The sequence below is a fragment of the Pectobacterium brasiliense genome, assembly GCF_016950255.1.
GTDB classification, from domain to species: domain Bacteria; phylum Pseudomonadota; class Gammaproteobacteria; order Enterobacterales; family Enterobacteriaceae; genus Pectobacterium; species Pectobacterium brasiliense.
The window spans coordinates 1,707,615-1,725,552 of record NZ_JACGFN010000001.1; the positions used below are offsets into that span (position 1 = coordinate 1,707,615).

The window sequence follows — 17,938 nt, forward strand, 5'->3', positions numbered from 1 at the left end:
GCATACAGCGTCCGACAACGTAAGCAAGAGCAGCAGAGGAAAACGTGCAACAGGCATCTGTGCAACACCTTTCGTTAAACGCGCGCATTGATGCGGCACCTGCCGCACGGCATGACGTCGCATCCACACAGCCATCGCTCAGTATGACGGTGGCGGCACCCGCCCGGGGAGAAATGGGGAAGATTGCGCTCAGCTTTCTGACGGTCGCGCTGATCCATGCGGGTGTCGCTGCCTTACTCATCACTCGAACCACCGAATACACACCGATCAACCTGCTCAATCCAGCAGCCAGTATCAGCATTCAGGCCACGATGGTTGAAGCACCGGAACCCGAATCGATTCCCGAACCGTCGCCGGAGCCCCCCGTGCTGACATCAGAACAGGGTGAACGTGAAATTGCGCCCGTCCCTGAAAAGCCCGTCGTTGAGAAACAGCAAACACCGCCGCCTACGGTCAAAAAAGAGGTTCACCAGCCGCCGGTTAAGCCAGTGGTAAAACCGCAGCCCGTTCGCCCAAAAACCACCGCCGAGCGTCAGCCTGCGGCGCGTCCTGTATCGGAACCGTCTTCCACCACACCGGAAGCGACGCCAGTCCCGCAGACGACCGCCAGCAAGGGCAACCTGATGCAGAACAGCCCTGGTGCTCAGCCTAAACAGGTCGCATCCGTTGGCTGTATCGTTCCGCAACCTGACTACCCTCGCCGCGCCAAGCGTCTCCAGCAGGAAGGCAACGTGCTGGTTCGTCTGGTGATTAGCCCAGAGGGGCGATTGATTCGACACGACATTGCCCGCAGCAGCGGCTATGACGCCCTCGATCAGGCCGCGATTGAGGCCGTGGCGCAGGCACGCTGTACGCCTTACCGCGAAAATGGACAGGCCATTACCGTCATGACGATTCAGCCCGTTAATTTCCGGCTGACTCACTAAGAAAGCACCCGAGTTGAAATAGCGCATTCGCCGTTTCGCAAACACGCCCGAATCAGGTTATTGCATAGGAGGTCACACATGAACACGTTAGATATCCACCATTTCTGGCAGCAGGGCGATGTCGTCACCCACTCGGTAGCCATCATTCTGCTGATCATGTCGCTGCTGTCATGGACGGTCATGCTGCTCAAAGCACGGCAGTTGCTCGCATTGAACAAGAGCGTGCAATACAGTCGGAATACCTTTTGGCAGGCGACCAGCCTGCAAGAGAGCGTCGAGAAATTCGGTAAGCAGCGTTTTAACCCGTTCCGCGATCTGGTGATCGAAGGACATGCGCTGCTGAAACACCCACACAAATTCTCTTCCACGCTAGGCGGACACGTCGATCTCAGCGACTGGCTGGTGCGCGGCCTGAGCAACACGCTGGACACCAACTCAGGCAAACTGCAATCCGGCCTCGGCACGCTGGCATCTATCGGCAGTACCGCGCCGTTTATCGGTCTGCTGGGCACCGTGTGGGGCATTTTTCACGCGCTACAAACCATTAGCACCATCGGCCAGCCCGATCTGGCTCAGGTTGCTGGTCCCGTCGGAGAAGCCTTGATCATGACGGCGTTTGGCCTGTTCGTGGCGATTCCCGCCGTATTAGGCTTCAACGCGATCAACCGCCGCAATCGCATCGTCCTGCATGCCATGAATCGCTTTGCGCACGATCTGCACGCTTACCTGCTGACTGGCGCGCGCGTGGATACCAGTATTACCGACCTGAATAGCGCGGCACGGTATGAGCCGACTCACCCCGTTGAGCGCTCCGCCTGAAGAGGAACATCGCCATGAGTATGTCATCTCCGTTTGAAAGTCAGGAAGACGCCCTGCTTAACGACATCAACATGACGCCGTTTATCGATGTCATGCTGGTGCTGCTGATCGTGTTCATGATTACCCTGCCGGTCATTAATCATGCCGTCAAAGTGGAGCTACCGCGCGCCAGCGTCGAGAAAATCAAGAAAGATCCACAGGCTGTGGATATCGCAATTACTGCAACCGGACAAATTAACTGGAATAAAGAAGCCGTTGATGATGCCCAACTGATCGCCAAACTCGATGCGGCCTCAGCCGAAGGCACTCACCCAAATATACGGCTGTTTGCCGATCAGGCCGTCGAATATGGTCGAGTGGCGTATGTCATGACCAATGCTCAGCAGCGTGGCCTGAGCAAAATCGATTTCGTCCTGCAACCCGTCAAAGCACCCTGACCTCCCTTTTCGCTCTGGTGCTGACAGCCGCGCCAGCACCAGAGCGCATCATCTTCTCCATCATCCAACACCTCAGCGTAAAAAAGTTTCGTCTCGCGGTGACGCTTTTCTTTCTTCGTTGCACATCATGAGTAGAACACTGTTACGCATGGATACCGAATAATGCCTTCTCTTGATGAATCCCCCGTTCTTGCTACGCCGCAGACCGACACGCTTCAGTCGCTGGCCGGAGACGTACTGGACTTCGCGGCCACAAAAGGCGCGAGTCAGGCGGTCGTCAGCATCTCGCAGGGAAACCGCCGTACGATCCGCGTCAGGAACGGCGATATTGATACGCTGACGCAAAACCAAAGCCGCTTCCTGTCCGTTACGGTCTACTTCGGCCAGCGCGCAGGCACCGTTTCTTCGACCTTGTTTAGCAAGGAAGCGTTGCAGGATGCCGTGGACGCTGCCAGCACGCTGGCAAAATATGCTGATGAGGATCCGTGTAGCGGTCTGCCGGAAGCGCAGCATTTCGCCCGTGAGATTTACGATCTTGCGCTGCACAACGCCGATACGCTGACAGTTGAGCAAGCGCTGTCGCTGGCGCTACGCGCCGAGCAGGCCGCCAATACCACACATGAACATGGCTACAGCGAGAGCACGGAAATCACCTCACAGCAGGGAGATTTTATTCTGGCGAACTCTGCCGGTTTTTCGGCGGGCTACCCGACGTCGTTACACACCCTGTGGAGCCATGCGATTGCGCGTAACGATACGCAACGCCAACAAGGTTTCTGGCACACCACCGGCAGAGCACCGTCGCTGCTGGCCTCGCCAGAGGCCATCGGGCATACCGCCGCACAACGTGCGGTGGCACAGCTAGGAGCACAGAAACTCTCAACCCGCCGCTGTCCAGTGCTGTTTGATGCCCCAGTGACGCACAGCCTGATTCATCATCTGGTCGGTGCGCTGAGCGGTGCGGCACTTTATCGCTCCACATCATTTCTGGGTCAGTGCCTCGGTGAAACCATCACTGCACCGCACCTGAGCCTGTATGAAAATCCGTTTATTCCCGGTGCACTGGCTAGCGCCTGCTTTGATGCCGAAGGCGTCGCCGCGGCTCCGCGGCATGTCATCCACGACGGCATTGCACAAGGCTATTTTCTCTCAAGCTACAGCGCTCGACGTCTGGGGCTCACGACGACCGGACACGCAGGTGGAGCCTATAACCTGACCGTCAGCAGCAGCCAAAGTCGCAATGACGATGACTTGCCAGCGCTGCTGCGCCAGATGCACACAGGGCTGCTGGTGACCACGCTATTGGGGCACGGACTGAACCCAATGACGGGCGACTATTCGCAGGGCGTGGCGGGCTTTTGGGTCGAAAACGGCGAAATTCAGTATCCGGTCGAAGAGATCACGATTGCGGGCAACCTGAAAACGCTGCTCCTGCACTGTGTCGCGCTCGGGGCGGACATCCACACGCAGGGCAATCTCTCCTGCGGTTCCCTATTGATTGAAGAGATGCAGATCGCCGGGCAGTAATCCCACATCGCGTCATAGAAACAGGATCACCATCATGGCAATACACGCTTCCAGAGCGCCAGTCTCACCTGTGCTGTCGGCATTTTCGCTGGAAACGACGGAGATAACGCACGCGCTGAACCACATCATGCAGCGTCAGGTGGACTATGCCGATCTCTATTTTCAACGCCGCCAGCAGGAAGGCTGGCAGTTAGAAAACGGTATCGTGCGCCCAACAGGATTTAGTCGCGATCAGGGCGTTGGCGTCCGCGCCGTCAGCGGCGAGAAAACGGCGTTCTCCTACACTAATGACCTCCGTCCGCAGGCGATTCTACAAGCGGCCAATACCGTAAGAGAAATCAGCCGTCAGGGACAGAACGCTAGTGTGGCACTACCCGTATCGCTGCCGCACGGCATTACCACGCTCTACCCGTCAGACAATCCCTTACTTGCCGTAACCGAAGAACATAAACGTCAGCTTCTGCTCTCGATCGACAGACAGGCGCGCGCCCGCGATCCCCGCGTGACGCAGGTAACGGCTTACCTGAATGCTTCGCACGAAACCATTCTGATCGCCCGACATGACGGCAGGCTCGCCACCGACGTTCGCCCACTGGTGAATCTGGTCATCAATGTCGTCGTCGAACAGCAGGGTCGCCGAGAGAACGGTTCCAGCGGTGGCGGGCGACGTCTCGACTACCGATTCTTTGCTGACGAGACGGTCAGCCAGTGGGTTAATCAGGCCGTCGATCAGGCGCTGAATAATCTGGATGCCAGCCCGGTGCCAGCAGGCACTTACAGCGTGATCCTCGGTGCTGGTTCACCCGGTATTTTGCTGCATGAAGCTATCGGGCACGGGCTGGAAGGCGATTTTAATCGCAAAGGCAGTTCCGCATTTTCTAGCCTATTAGGAGAACGCGTTGCCGCGCCGGGCATTACCGTCGTGGATGACGGCACGCTCGCCAACCGGCGGGGTTCGCTGCATGTGGACGATGAAGGCACGCCGTCGCAGTGTACAACGTTAATCGAAGACGGCATCCTGCGCGGCTATTTACAGGACAGCCTCAACGCCAGACTGATGAATACCGCCCTGACGGGCAACGCGCGTCGGGCTTCCTACTCCATGCTGCCGCTGCCGCGCATGACCAACACCTACATGCTAGCTGGACAATATCCCGCCGAAGAAGTGGTCGCATCGGTCAAAAACGGCCTCTACGCCGTCGGCTTCGGCGGCGGGCAGGTTGATATCAGCAGCGGGAAATATGTCTTTTCCACCACGGAAGCTTACCTGATTGAAAACGGACGCGTCACTCGTCCGGTTAAAGGTGCCACGCTGATTGGTCACGGGCCAGAGGCGCTGCTGCACGTCGCGATGGTGGGCAACGATCTGGCTTTGGATGACGGCAATATCGCTTGCACCAAAGAAGGCCAATCCCTGCCCGTCAGCGTCGGCCAGCCAACGCTTCGTATCGACAACATGACCGTAGGCGGCTCGCAGTAAGCCGTGCGTCACGGTTCATTGCCCCTACTCAATTTACTCACGATTTTCTCTGAACGGAGACACCATGTCAGACGCCATTATCACTGCCAGCGACACCTCGTTGGATGCGTTGCTCACGACTAGCGACAAACCCATTTTGCTCGATCTGTGGGCACCCTGGTGCCAGCCGTGTAAAACGCTGGCTCCTTTGCTGAACACGATTGCCGATAACACGCCAGACAACCTGACCGTCGCTAAGCTGGATGTGGAGCAGTATCCGGCATTCATGCAGCGTTTTGGCGTGCGCGGCATTCCTACGCTGCTGCTGTTTAAAAATGGGCAAGAGATTTCACGACAGATCGGCGTGAAAACACTGGCACAGCTACGCGGCTGGCTGGAATCGCACGAGATTGCGATACAGAACACCGTACAGCCGCTGGCAGACATCCGCGTTACGTGGAGCACGTTCTATGGTGATGCTTCGCTACACACTTTCCTCCACCAGCGGCTACGTCAGCATGCGGCGGACGGCAATATCGAACACGCGTTTTCCCCCTATTGGCAGGACAACAAAGGCTCAGTCTCTGCTGCACTGGCACACAACGCAGACATTCGCATCTTTGAACGCATCACCGGACTACCTGCCGCGCTCGGCTTACTGCTGGAAAAACTGCCGAGCACCACACCAGAACAGGTTGATGCCCTCTTTGCGGCGCTTGCTCCGGGAAAAACGGTAGATGGCGTTGCGCTGCAATGGCTGCACCACTGGTTAAGTCACGAAGGAAATCCGTGGTCTGACTGGCTGGCAGATAAAACCGTAGATGGCTTGCGCCAACAGTGGGTTCAGGCAATTTCACGACTGCTAGCAGGTGAAGCCGTGGCAGAAAGCGAATGGACGGCACTGCACCAGCAGGCAATAAGCTGGGAAGAAAAAGCGGCTACCGAACTGGGCCTGGAAAAGAATGTTGCAACAATACTCGCCAGCCTATCGCCGCCGCCTGCCGCGTCCGACGCTGATAGCTGGCGCAGCATCAGCATCACTCTTGGCTTCGCGCTGGCGCAGATCCTGCAAATTAAAGACGGATGGAGCAGAGAAGAACGCGCAACGCCAGATAGACGCTTCCGCTGGTTTCAGGCACAGGAAGACGCCACGCCGAGCAAAAAGCTAACGGATGAACAAATTACCACGCTGCGTGAGCAGTGGCTTCAGGAAAACCCAGATTTTTCCGCGAAAGAGGACGCATTTTATCAGCGCTATCCGCAGCTGTCAGAAGCGCAGAAAATCCTCTTACAGGAAACGCTATGGGAATTGCTTCGTCGTGCGCCCGCCTTCAAATCACAGCTGGACTGATTCCATCGTCAGCCTCTCTGTAGTACGGCGTCTCAGGGATGAGACGCCCCTCTCGTCAAACGAGTAGAAAGCCCCCACTCTCTCCAGCGCTCACACCGCTGCGCATCAAGATCGACCAGTGCATTGGCGGCTTCTTCGCGCCAGCGTTTCAGGAGCGCTTTCCTGCCGGTTAGCCCCAGCGTCATGGCTATCTGCTCGCTTTCACCCGGCTTTTCCGCCAGCAGGCGTAGCGCAGGCAGCGGCAATGCGGTGTGAACCAGCAGGCGGCAAAGCGCGGAGAAACTAGCCTCCATCGGCCGATGCGCAAACGCAAAACCCGCCAGCTCACGCCAGTCATCTTCATCCAGCTCGGTATTTCCTGTCTGCGGTAGTGCGAGGTTAAGCGGAATCAAGCGCTGTAACCAATGCCAGTCACGCGCCAATTGCTGACTTCCCTGCTCCGCCAGTCTATGCCCTGCTTCACTCAGCGGCAGCACCGCCATCGCGCTGTAGCAGCCGCTGCTGGCTTCAAGATGGCTGCCAATACGCACCAGTTGAAACCCACACGACTGCCAGAACGCCCACAGCTCTGACTGATAACCGAAGCTAACCGACAAATAATCCAACGCCTGTCGCTGTGCCTCACGCCTCTGCTCTGCAATGAGCGCCCGGCCAATCCCTTGTCGGCGACATGAGGATGCCACTGCAATCCGGCTCACCCGGCGTGCACGTAGCGTCGGCGCATGCCATAAGCCAGCGTGTGCCGCCAGCGACTGTGCCACCAAATTACCGCGCGGGCGTCGCCGTCCTGCCCACACCTCATGAGCCAGCGAGTCCGACAGCCCGCCTTCCTCCACCAGCCACAGCACACCACACATCTCGCCCGCCACCTGTGCGCTGGCAATATGCATGCCCGGCGCATCCATCAGGCGGCGCAAATCCAGCGGCGAAGTACGATAATGCGCACTGCACAAAAGCGTGTAGCACCATGCCAGACGCTCAGGGTGTATTAGCCAGTCGTCGGCACGTTCGATTCGACTTTCCAGCGCAGAAGAAGGAATAGCTCGAACGGGCTGTTGCAGGGAATGAAACGCGTCGGGCTCGTTGAATAGCAGCGCCCGATCCAGCACCCGCTCTAGGGGATCGTTCGCGACCCAGCGCAGCGGATCGTCCAGCGTAAACGCCCGCCACTGCGGCAGCGTCGCACAGAACTTCAGCAGAAATCCCCGTCCGGTGCCTTCGTACCCCTGTACCGTCGTGGTCATCAGAATGCGGGAAAAATACGGTAACAGCGCGGAGAGCACGGAAGACGGAATCGCCGCCGCCTCATCAATTAACAACCAGTCGATATTGGGAGCGCCATGAAGGCGACAGTGTGCCAGCAGCGCATCCGGTGCCCAGAACTGCGCATCGGTACGTGCGTGCTGTTGCAGAATCTCCGCCGCTGCGCGGGAAGGTGCGGTAATCCAGCAGGTTCCGCGACTGCGCTGCGTCAGCATGCCCGCCAACGCTGATTTCCCCCGCCCGCGTGGTGCGGTAATCACAAACACGCCAGATTCTGCGGCATTCAGCTCATGCAGAATCTGCTGCTGTTGCGCTGTCGGTTCACCGTTCGCAGGCTGCCAGTCCGATCGCGCGGCCAGTGGCCGAATCACGACGTCCTGATCCTGCTGCCAAAGAACAACGTCCTCATCGGCCAACAGCTGGCGTTGAAAATGCTGGATAAAGTGCGGGGTAGCAATCGGCTGTTCTTGTTCGCTCCAGCGCAGGCTGTCTTCATCCGGCTGCATCGGCCATGTCTGCCACGACGGCACCAGCATAATCAGCCAGCTACCGACCTGTAGCGTGCCTGACAGCATCGCCAGCGCCTCGACGTCCACGCCTTTGCGCGCATCAAACACCGCGTGAAGAAACTCCTGCCCTAGCAGCGTCCGCACTCGACTGGCTGGCAGCGCGGTGACGGAATCAGGCGCGGACTCGCCGATCCACAGCCAGTCACCAGACGATTGGTGGCTGAGCGCCAGCGCCTGTTCTTCACACCAGTTCGGCTCGCCGCTCAGCACCAGCAATCGCCGGAGGCCATAGCGCTGCTGCTGGCACTGGCTGTGGAGAAAATCACGCAACATCATCACATGCGCCAGATGAATCAGGTCTTGCCAATCAGCAGGGAAAGCAGCCCTGCGGCAATCAGTGGACCAACGGGAACGCCGCGAAACAGCGCCACGCCCATGACCGTGCCCACCAGCAGCCCTGCCACCACGGAGGGCTGGTTACTCATCAGCGACACGCCGCGTCCGCCAAGCCAGGACACGGCAACACCAATGAGAATCGCCAACAGAGATTTCCAGTGCAGGAAGGAATGCATGACTTCACTGGCGGTAATTTTTCCGCTGGCAATCGGTGCCATCACGCCAATCGTCAGAATGACGATACCGATGCTCAGGCCGTATTTTTCCACCCACGGAAAATAGCTGTTCAACGGTGTGATACGTACCGCCAGCAGAACCAAAATCGCCAGCGTGACGGTCATGTTGTGGCTGATGATACCCAGCCCCGCCAGGACGAGCAGAATTAACAATGTTGGATCGAGATAGGTCATGGATGCGAGTCTGTCGAAAGTAGTCAGATTGTGCGTTAAGCAAACCGCGATGATAGCATTAATCGGGGTCATGGCAGGAATCGAAGTAAAGGCCAAGTGAGCAAATCATTCGGGCAGAGACGAGAATAGAAAGGCAGCTTTTCGAGAGAAAAATGGGCAAAACATTCAGGCCGTCAGCCTATCGCCGACTGGCGACCCGAACGTAAACGATTGCGCAGTTAGTCTAATTTTACGCCGATACGGTGCGCAACTTCTTCATACGCTTCAATCAAGCCACCGAGGCTCTGACGGAAACGGTCTTTATCCATTTTGTTCAGCGTTTCTTTGTCCCACAGGCGGCTACCGTCTGGTGAGAACTCATCACCCAGCACAACTTCACCTTTGAACAGACCGAACTCCAGCTTGAAATCGACCAGAATCAGCCCGGCGTCGCCAAACAGTTTGCTCAGCACGTCGTTCGCCTTGTAGCTCAGCTCTTTCATGCGAGCCAGATTCTCTTCATTCACCCAGCCGAACGTCTTGCAGTAAGATTCGTTCACCATCGGGTCATGCATCTCATCGTTTTTCAGGAACAGATCGAACAACGGTGGGTTCAGCTCGATACCTTCTTCGATACCCAGACGTTTTACCAGCGATCCCGCCGCGCGGTTGCGCACGACACACTCGACCGGCACCATGTCCAGCTTTTTCACCAGCACTTCATTGTCAGACAGCAGGCTCACCATTTGCGTTGGGATTCCAGCTTCTTCCAGTTTGCTCATGATGAAATGGTTGAATTTGTTATTCACCATTCCTTTACGGTCAAACTGCTCAATGCGTGCACCGTCTCCTGCTGATGTATCATTGCGGAACTCCAGCACCAGTAGATCGGGATCTTCGGTGGTGTAGACGGTTTTCGCCTTTCCACGATACAGCTCAGCTAGCTTTTGCATCTTTAATTACTCCACACAGTGAGGGTCAACAAGTACGACCCGATATTTAACGCTTCCCCGAACGGTTGCCGATAGCGCCCGTCAATTCGGGTAGAGATTGTTGAATGAAGAAGGGCCGGATAATCCGACCCTTGGTTTACTTATGCGTTATTTACTGAACGCCGCCTGGAATACGGCCACCAGTGCATCATTCTGAGACTGGGTTAGCGTATGCCCTTTGGAGTCGATAAATTGCAGACTGCTACGGTTATCTAAATCGCCGACCTGCAATTTGTAATCGCCGTTAGGCAGTTCAGGATTTTTCGCACCCAGGTCATCCCAGGTTCCGCCGCTCGGTGCACGATACGTCACGGAGACAGACCCCTGCGGACGGCTGCGATCGTTAACCTTCATGCCGATTTTGTCCAACGCGACAGGCAGACGATCCCACACCACGGTATACGGACCGCGCACAATCAGCAGTGGCAAGCCAGTGTCATCCGCCCCGCTCTGCACATCCAGCGAACCAATGGTACGGTTTGCCAGCGCGTTTTCGCGTGCGGTTGCCTGAGTATCCAGACCATTACTGAGCACATTCAGCATCAGGCCGGTGTAGCGCTGAGCCTGATCGCCCTCCGTCACCGGCTGACCGTTCAACTGTAATCCCAGCAGTTTCACGATCAGTGCGACCTGATAACCCTGCTGCTGCACGGAAATCTGATAACGCCCTTGATACGGAACGTCTTCATCTTCACGCGGCCATGAGATCCAGTCGGTCGTCAACGTTTGGCTGGCATCCTGACGGCTGGCAATGGTGAACGCCTTGTCTTGCAACACGCGGATAACCTGAGACCAGAGCTGGCTGTTTTGCGCGCTGTTTTCTAACAACAGCGTTGCCGTATCTCCTGAGATCTGGGTACGGGAACCATTCAACAAAGCCAATGGCTGCACTGGAGGACGGATATCCAGTTCCTTGCCGACCGCACCATTCAGGGTAACTGGCGGTATATCGAAATCCCCGTTCTGCACCGGTAAAATCATCCCGGCAGGCGTATTCAGCGCGTGTAGCGCCGGTGCCTTCAGATAGGATTCATCGCCACTGACCTGACGCTTATAGCGCTGATCGCTGGAACAAGCCGCCAGCAACATCACGAGTGATATGCCAACAACTTTCGCCACCATAGACTTTTGTAATGAATAACTCATTAAATCTCCCTAACGATTACAGCAAACCCGCTTGCTTAAGTGCTTGCCCCATCACCGTACGACCGGAATCGGTCAGCGGTGTCATCGGCAGGCGCAGCGTATCGGTCGCCATGAGTCCCAATTCCTTACAGGCCCACTTCACCGGAATAGGATTGGGTTCAACAAATAATTTCTGATGCAGTGGCATCAGGCGCTGATTTAAACGGCGCGCTTCAACAAAATTGCCCTGTGCCGCCAGCTTGCAAAGTTCCGCCATTTCACGCGCAGCAATGTTCGCCGTTACGGAAATCACACCGTTACCACCGAGTTGCATAAAGTCCAGACCGCTGGCGTCATCGCCGCTCAGCAAAATGAAGTCTTCACTAACCAGCTCTTGGATCTGGCTTACCCGACTTAAGTTCCCCGTCGCTTCTTTAATTGCGACAATATTTTTCACTTCGGACAAACGGGCAACGGTTTCCGGCAGCATGTCGCAGCCGGTGCGGGAAGGTACGTTATACAGGATTTGCGGCAGATCGGTATGCTCGGCAATCGCTTTGAAGTGCTGGTACAGGCCTTCCTGCGTCGGTTTATTGTAGTACGGTGTGACCGTCAGGCAGCCAACAACGCCGGTGCCATGAAAGCGTTTAGTCAGTGAAACGCCTTCAGCGGTAGCATTCGCACCGGTTCCAGCGATGACAGGAATACGTCCGTCGCTCAGTTCCAGCGTCAACAGCACGACATCGCCATGTTCGTCATGGCTCAGCGTGGCTGATTCGCCCGTTGTGCCGACAGAGACAATCGCCGATGTACCGCTAGCGACATGATAATCAATCAGTTTTTTCAAGCTCGCCCGATCGACAGCGCCTTTGGCGTCCATCGGCGTAACTAGCGCAACAATACTTCCCGTAAACATTGGCCATCCCCTCCACAAACAAGTGCTTCATGGTACTTTTGACCTCTATGCAAAAGCAAGCGGACAAGGGCGTTGTAGGTGCCTGACGCAGGTTTTTTTATGACGCAGCAAACGAAATTAAAAATGCTTCTGATGTTTTGGGGAAATAGGCTAGCAAGGATAGCCAACATGGCTCCCGTTTTTTACGGCGGGCTATCCCTGCCCGCCACCCTTCGGGCCGCCGCAAGCGGCGTTAAAAATTGCTCCCATTTTTTACGGTGGGCTATCCCTGCCCACCGCCCTTCGGGCCGCCGCGAGCGGCGTTAAAAATTGCTCCCGTTTTTTACGGCGGGCTATCCCTGCCCGCCGCCCTTCGGGCCGCCGCAAGCGGCGTTAAAAATTGCTCCAGGCAATTTTTTATGTTTACCATGTGATTAATGGGAAAAAAGACAGGAAGCATGATGTTGCCAAGCTCACAAGAACACTATCTGGTTATTACCGCGCTGGGAGTCGATCGCCCCGGTATTGTCAATGCGATTACGCGCCACGTCAGTAGCTGTGGCTGCAACATCGAAGATAGCCGTCTTGCTATGCTGGGCAAAGAGTTCACCTTCATTATGCTGCTGTCCGGTAGCTGGAACGCGATAACGCTGATTGAATCAACCCTGCCGCTGAAAGGCGCGGAGATGGATTTGCTGATCGTGATGAAGCGGACGGAGTCACAGGCTAGCCAACCAACCCCTTCTACTGTCTGGGTGAAGGTTGACGTTGCCGACTCCCCTCACATCATCGAACGTTTTACCGATTTGTTCGATTCTCACCAGCTAAACATTGCTGAGCTGGTTTCCAAAACCCAGCCTGCCGAGGGTGACAAACCGCCGCAGCTGTATATTCAGATTGCCGCACACAGTTCTGCCACGCTGGATAGCTCAATTATTGAGCCAGCTTTTCATCAGCTATGTACAGAATTGCACGCACAAGGCAGTATTAGCGTCGTTAACTATGCCCAATAGCATAACGCTGAAAGATTATGGGTATATCCACAGCATGAAGAGAAACAAGACGGAGAGTCGTGATGAACACACTGAAAGCCGGTGATATTGCACCGAAATTTAGCTTGCCCGACCAAGATGGCGAACAAGTAAATTTAACCGACTTCCAGGGACAGAAAGTGTTGGTGTATTTCTACCCTAAAGCGATGACGCCAGGATGCACCGTTCAGGCCTGCGGCCTGCGCGATAATATGGACGATTTGAAAAAACATGGCGTTGAAGTTCTCGGTATTAGCACGGACAAATCAGAAAAACTGTCCCGCTTCGTCGAGAAAGAAGTCTTAAATTTCACGCTGCTTTCTGATGAAGATCATCAGGTTTCAGAAGGATTTGGCGTTTGGGGAGAAAAAACCTTCATGGGGAAAACCTATGACGGTATTCATCGCATCAGCTTCTTGATCGACGAAAACGGCAAGGTAGAGAAGGTTTTTGACGACTTCAAAACCAGCAACCACCACGACATCGTTCTCGATTATCTGAAAAACGCCTGACTCGCGGTTTTCAGCTCGTCCACCGGCACCGTCATACGTGCCGGTTTTTCCTGCCATTCTCTCTCTTCACCACGTTTTTCCCGCTCGGGCATTTCTTTGTCTGCCATCGCTGGCTAAGATAGTCAGCAGAATGTTTTCACGTTAGCTGTTGATAAGGTTATCTTCCGTTATGTCTATTCGGTTAAGAAAAACGGTCATGTCCGTCCTGTTTGGGACATTACTGGCTGGCAACCTGCTTCCTGCTCAGGCCGACACGCAGGATCGGCTGCCGGATATCGGCACCACCGCCGGCGGTACGCTCAGTATCAATCAGGAGCTGGCAATGGGCGATTTTTACGTCCGCCAACTGCGGGCGGGTGCGCCGCTTATCAACGATCCGCTGCTGTCCAATTACATTAACCAGCTAGGCAACAGATTGGTCAAACAGGCCGATTCGGTGCGTACGCCGTTCCATTTTTACCTAATCCGCAATGATGACATCAACGCCTTCGCCTTCTTCGGCGGCAACGTGGTACTGCATTCCGCGCTGTTCCGCTATGCCGACAGCGAAAGCGAGCTGGCCTCAGTGCTGGCACATGAAATCTCTCACGTTACCCAGCGCCATCTGGCGCGCAGCATGGAATCACAGCAGCGTAGCGCCCCGCTCACCTGGGTGGGCGCACTCGGTTCTATTCTGCTGGCGATGGCCAACCCACAGTTGGGGATGGCGGCGCTCAGCGGTACGCTGGCGGGCGCGCAGCAGGGCATGATTACGTTCACGCAGTCAAACGAACAGGAAGCCGACCGCATCGGTATTCAGGTATTGCAGCGCGCGGGCTTTGATCCGCAGGCCATGCCGAATTTCCTGCAAAAGCTGGCGGATCAATCACGCTATGCTTCCAGGCCGCCGGAAATGTTGCTGACTCACCCCTTGCCGGAAAGCCGCCTGTCCGATGCCCGCAACCGCGCTAACCAGATGCGCTCAACGCCGGTGCAATCTTCTCAGGATTTCCTGTTCGCCAAAATACGCACCTTTGGTATGTATGGCTCACCGGAACGTCCGCTGAACAACGATCTGCTGGAGCAATGGGAAAAAGGCAACGTGCGAGAGCAACTGGCCGCGAAATATGGCCGTGCGATACAGCTTTATCAGGCGAAGAAGTACGATGAAGCCCGTAATGTGCTGCAACCGCTGCTAAGCAGCGCGCCTGAAAATCCGTGGTTTCTGGATATGATGACTGATATCGATCTGGGACAAAGCCGTGCGACACAGGCTATCGCCCGTTTACAAAACGTGCCCGGAATGCAGGCGAACCCAGTACTTCAGCTTAATCTGGCGAATGCCTATGTGGAAGGGAAACAGCCCGCTGCCGCCAGCAAAATACTGTATCGCCACACCTACACACACCCTGACGATTCAAACGGCTGGGATCTGCTGGCGCAAGCCGCAGCAGCCCAAGGACAGCGGGCAGAAGAACTGGCCGCGCGAGCGGAGAGTCTGGCCCTCAGCGGCCAGCTCGATCAATCCATTCGGTTACTGAGCAACGCGAGTTCACTGGTTAAATTGGGAAGTCTGGAACAGGCGCGTTACGACGCCCGCATTGACCAGCTCCGCCAGTTGCAGCAGCGCTTCCGCCAGTACCAGAAATCCTGATAAGGAGTATGACGATGACACCGTCCTCAACCCAAACACCTGTGACGATTTACCACAACCCGCGCTGCTCCAAGAGCCGCGAAACGCTGGCACTGTTGCAAGAACACAATATTACGCCCAACGTCGTGCTCTATCTCGACACGCCGCCCGACGCCGCAACGCTGGCTCAGCTTATCAAGCAGTTGGGCTTTACTGGCGCACGAGAATTGATGAGAACCAAAGAAGAAATTTATCAGCAGTTGGGGCTGGCCGACGCCTCACTAACGGAAGCGCAGCTGATTCAGGCGATGATCGATAATCCGAAGCTCATCGAGCGACCTATCGTCGTGGCACAAGGTCAGGCACGTATTGGCCGTCCGCCGGAACAAGTGCTGGAAATACTGCCGCGGTAAGCGATCCTCAACGACGATCGTTAGTAAAGATCGTCAACTACAGCCCGAGGATCTCTTTCACAAAAGGAATGGTCAGCTTGCGCTGTGCAGTGATGGAAGCATGGTCGAGCTGATCGAGCGTCATAAATAACGTACGCATTTCCCGATCCAGACGCTTAAGCAGAAAACGGCTGACGTCTTCCGGCAATTCGAACCCGCGCAGTCTGGCACGCAGCTGTAGCGCCTCCCCTTTTTCGTCATCCGACAGCGGCTGCAACTTGTAGATTTGTCCCCAATCAAGGCGAGAAGCCAGATCGGGCAGACGTAAATTCAGCTGACGCGGCGGACGATCGCCAGTAATCAACAGCCGGGCACGCCCTGTTTCCTGAATGCGGTTATACAAATTAAACACCGCCATTTCCCACTCTTCATCGCCCGCAATCGATTCGATGTTATCGATACACACCAGCGCCAGTTGCTCCATCCCTTCCAGCACATCGGGTACAAAGTAGGCACGTTTATCCAAAGGCACATAGCCCACCGCACGTTCCAGACGCGACAATTCGGCGCAGGCAGCATGCAGCAGATGGCTGCGCCCGCCCCCTTCGCGTGACCAGAAATAGATGTAGCTACCATGCTCCTGATACAAAGCATTATTGACGGCGGCAAGAAGAGACGCGTTTTCACCCGGATAGAAACTGGCAAATGTTTCGTCATCGGGTAAGTAGAGTGGCAATGAAAGCTGTGCCGGCGTGTTCAGAATCACCTCAAGCAAAACGGGCAGGAAACGGATCGAGTTTATCACAGAAACCGGCCCCTGTTGAGGACGCGATACGCACGGCCTCAACAGGGCGAAATAACGCGGTTATGAACGCGCGTCGTTCTCTTCCGGCGCATCGAGAATCTCTTCCTCTTTGCGGAACAGGCTGATGACCTTAAACACCAGACTCATGCCGATACCGACAACCGTCGCCAGCGCCATGCCCTTCAGTTCAGTCGAGCCCAGATGCACTTTCGCGCCGCTGACACCGATGATCAGAATCACGGAGGTCAGGATCAGGTTCTGCGCTTTGTTGTAATCCACTTTGGATTCAATCAGCACGCGAATACCGGATGCACCTATTACGCCATACAGCAGCAGCGACACGCCGCCCATAACAGGAACTGGTACAGCCTGAATCGCCGCCGCCAGTTTACCCACGCAGGAGAGAAGAATCGCCAGGATCGCCGCACCGCCGATCACCCAGGTGCTGTACACTTTGGTAATCGCCAGTACGCCGATATTTTCGCCGTAAGTCGTGTTCGGCGTAGAGCCAAAGAAGCCGGACAGCACGGTAGAAATGCCGTTGGCGAACATGGAACGGTGCAGCCCCGGTTCACGCATCAGGTCTTTCTTCACGATATTCGCCGTCACCACCAGGTGACCAACGTGTTCCGCAATCACCACCAGAGCCGCAGGCAGAATAGCCAGAATGGCAAACCACTCAAAACGTGGCGTATAGAATGTCGGCATCGCGAACCAATGTGCTTCACGAATCGGAGTCAAATCCACCACGCCCAGCGCGAACGACAGCGCATAGCCCGCCAGTACCCCGATCAGAATCGGGATGATCGCCAGAAAGCCGCGAAACAGCACCGAACCCAGAATGGTGATCGCCAGCGTCGCCAGTGAAATCGTCACCGCGGTAGAATCGACAGAAGTGCCATCGGCAGGCAGCAACCCAGCCATTCCTGCTGCGACACCCGCCAGTTCAAGACCGATAACGGCGACAATCGCCCCCATCGCCGCAGGCGGAAACAGCACATTCAGCCAGCCAGTGCCCGCTTTCTTAACAATCAGCGCCACCAGACAGAACAACACGCCGCACATAATGAAGCCACCCAGTGCAACTTCATACCCAAGCGGCAACAGCAGCAAAACCGGGGAAATAAATGCGAAGCTCGATCCCAGATACGCCGGGATTTTTCCCTTACAAATGAATAAATAAAGCAGCGTCCCCACACCGTTGAATAACAGTACGGTTGCCGGATTGATCTTGAACAGAATGGGTACCAGAACGGTAGCGCCAAACATCGCGAACAGATGCTGGAAACTCAACGGGATGGTTTGTAACAAGGGTGGTCGTTCACTTACCCCGATGGCGCGACGAGTCATCTTCAATATCCTCTGTAATGTTGCTATTTATGTGTGCAGGTAGACCCACACTTCTTATGACAGCCAGACGCATCCCGCCCCACCGTAGTGAAGCAGGAATATGTTGACTGCTGATGTATAAAAGAACCGCGTGTGACGTAACACAGGC

The 17,938-nt window shown here is 55.7% G+C and carries 18 protein-coding genes; 10 read left to right on the top strand and 8 right to left on the bottom strand.

Going from position 1 to position 17,938, the window contains the following annotated elements:
• Positions 1 to 44 precede the first annotated feature (44 nt).
• The 6 genes from H4F65_RS22060 to trxA all read left to right on the top strand — a co-directional run bounded on the left by H4F65_RS22060 (position 45) and on the right by trxA (position 6,519).
• Complete coding sequence (locus tag H4F65_RS22060) at positions 45 to 926, top strand: energy transducer TonB (protein WP_010283957.1); 882 nt, start codon at positions 45 to 47, stop codon at positions 924 to 926.
• 78 nt (positions 927 to 1,004) lie between these two features.
• Positions 1,005 to 1,745: a MotA/TolQ/ExbB proton channel family protein gene (locus tag H4F65_RS07590; RefSeq protein ID WP_010283955.1), complete on the top strand. Its 741-nt coding sequence runs from the start codon at positions 1,005 to 1,007 to the stop codon at positions 1,743 to 1,745.
• Positions 1,746 to 1,759: 14 nt separating this feature from the next.
• Complete coding sequence (locus H4F65_RS07595) at positions 1,760 to 2,182, top strand: ExbD/TolR family protein (protein WP_010283952.1); 423 nt, start codon at positions 1,760 to 1,762, stop codon at positions 2,180 to 2,182.
• Positions 2,183 to 2,344: 162 nt separating this feature from the next.
• Positions 2,345 to 3,709 (top strand): TldD/PmbA family protein, encoded by a 1,365-nt coding sequence (locus H4F65_RS07600; protein WP_010283951.1) that lies wholly within the window; start codon positions 2,345 to 2,347, stop codon positions 3,707 to 3,709.
• 34 nt (positions 3,710 to 3,743) lie between these two features.
• A complete protein-coding gene (tldD, locus tag H4F65_RS07605; protein WP_010283943.1) occupies positions 3,744 to 5,189 on the top strand; it encodes a metalloprotease TldD in 1,446 nt (481 codons plus the stop codon).
• A 64-nt stretch (positions 5,190 to 5,253) separates the two neighbouring features.
• Entirely contained in the window at positions 5,254 to 6,519 is a 1,266-nt protein-coding gene (gene trxA / locus H4F65_RS07610) for a thioredoxin (protein ID WP_010283941.1), read from the top strand.
• Between the two features lie 32 nt (positions 6,520 to 6,551).
• Here the strand turns inward: trxA and H4F65_RS07615 are convergent, their stop codons facing one another.
• The 5 genes from H4F65_RS07615 to dapA all read right to left on the bottom strand — a co-directional run bounded on the left by H4F65_RS07615 (position 6,552) and on the right by dapA (position 12,109).
• Positions 6,552 to 8,627 (bottom strand): tRNA(Met) cytidine acetyltransferase TmcA, encoded by a 2,076-nt coding sequence (locus tag H4F65_RS07615; RefSeq protein ID WP_039319265.1) that lies wholly within the window; start codon positions 8,625 to 8,627, stop codon positions 6,552 to 6,554.
• A gap of 17 nt (positions 8,628 to 8,644) precedes the next feature.
• Positions 8,645 to 9,097, bottom strand: coding sequence for a DUF441 domain-containing protein (locus H4F65_RS07620; RefSeq protein ID WP_010286516.1), 453 nt, complete (start codon positions 9,095 to 9,097; stop codon positions 8,645 to 8,647).
• A 218-nt stretch (positions 9,098 to 9,315) separates the two neighbouring features.
• The gene (gene purC / locus H4F65_RS07625) at positions 9,316 to 10,029 is read right to left on the bottom strand and encodes a phosphoribosylaminoimidazolesuccinocarboxamide synthase (protein WP_010286515.1); all 714 of its coding nucleotides are present in this window, start codon (positions 10,027 to 10,029) and stop codon (positions 9,316 to 9,318) included.
• A gap of 147 nt (positions 10,030 to 10,176) precedes the next feature.
• Positions 10,177 to 11,214, bottom strand: a complete 1,038-nt coding sequence (gene bamC, locus H4F65_RS07630) for an outer membrane protein assembly factor BamC (RefSeq protein WP_010286514.1) — start codon at positions 11,212 to 11,214, stop codon at positions 10,177 to 10,179.
• Between the two features lie 16 nt (positions 11,215 to 11,230).
• Entirely contained in the window at positions 11,231 to 12,109 is an 879-nt protein-coding gene (gene dapA / locus H4F65_RS07635; protein WP_010286511.1) for a 4-hydroxy-tetrahydrodipicolinate synthase, read from the bottom strand.
• 440 nt (positions 12,110 to 12,549) lie between these two features.
• Between dapA and H4F65_RS07640 the strand changes: the two genes are divergently transcribed.
• Together H4F65_RS07640 and bcp are read left to right on the top strand one after the other, a co-directional pair.
• The gene (locus H4F65_RS07640) at positions 12,550 to 13,101 is read left to right on the top strand and encodes a glycine cleavage system transcriptional repressor (protein WP_010286503.1); all 552 of its coding nucleotides are present in this window, start codon (positions 12,550 to 12,552) and stop codon (positions 13,099 to 13,101) included.
• 62 nt (positions 13,102 to 13,163) lie between these two features.
• Positions 13,164 to 13,631: a thioredoxin-dependent thiol peroxidase gene (gene bcp / locus H4F65_RS07645; protein ID WP_010286501.1), complete on the top strand. Its 468-nt coding sequence runs from the start codon at positions 13,164 to 13,166 to the stop codon at positions 13,629 to 13,631.
• Here bcp and H4F65_RS22005 read toward each other — a convergent pair.
• A complete protein-coding gene (locus H4F65_RS22005; protein ID WP_263866344.1) occupies positions 13,613 to 13,738 on the bottom strand; it encodes a hypothetical protein in 126 nt (41 codons plus the stop codon). The genes bcp and H4F65_RS22005 overlap by 19 nt on opposite strands.
• 62 nt (positions 13,739 to 13,800) lie before the next feature.
• Here H4F65_RS22005 and bepA point away from each other — a divergent pair, with 62 nt between their 5' ends.
• Both bepA and arsC read left to right on the top strand, forming a co-directional pair.
• Positions 13,801 to 15,264, top strand: a complete 1,464-nt coding sequence (bepA, locus tag H4F65_RS07650; RefSeq protein ID WP_039319270.1) for a beta-barrel assembly-enhancing protease — start codon at positions 13,801 to 13,803, stop codon at positions 15,262 to 15,264.
• 14 nt (positions 15,265 to 15,278) lie between these two features.
• Positions 15,279 to 15,656 carry an arsenate reductase (glutaredoxin) gene (arsC, locus tag H4F65_RS07655; protein ID WP_010286497.1) on the top strand — a complete coding sequence of 126 codons (378 nt, stop codon included), beginning with the start codon at positions 15,279 to 15,281 and terminating at the stop codon, positions 15,654 to 15,656.
• A 37-nt stretch (positions 15,657 to 15,693) separates the two neighbouring features.
• On the opposite strand, the gene hda is transcribed toward arsC, so the two are convergent.
• Together hda and uraA are read right to left on the bottom strand one after the other, a co-directional pair.
• Positions 15,694 to 16,401, bottom strand: coding sequence for a DnaA inactivator Hda (hda, locus tag H4F65_RS07660; protein ID WP_039319412.1), 708 nt, complete (start codon positions 16,399 to 16,401; stop codon positions 15,694 to 15,696).
• Positions 16,402 to 16,500: 99 nt separating this feature from the next.
• The gene (gene uraA / locus H4F65_RS07665; protein WP_010286494.1) at positions 16,501 to 17,790 is read right to left on the bottom strand and encodes a uracil permease; all 1,290 of its coding nucleotides are present in this window, start codon (positions 17,788 to 17,790) and stop codon (positions 16,501 to 16,503) included.
• Positions 17,791 to 17,938 lie beyond the last annotated feature (148 nt).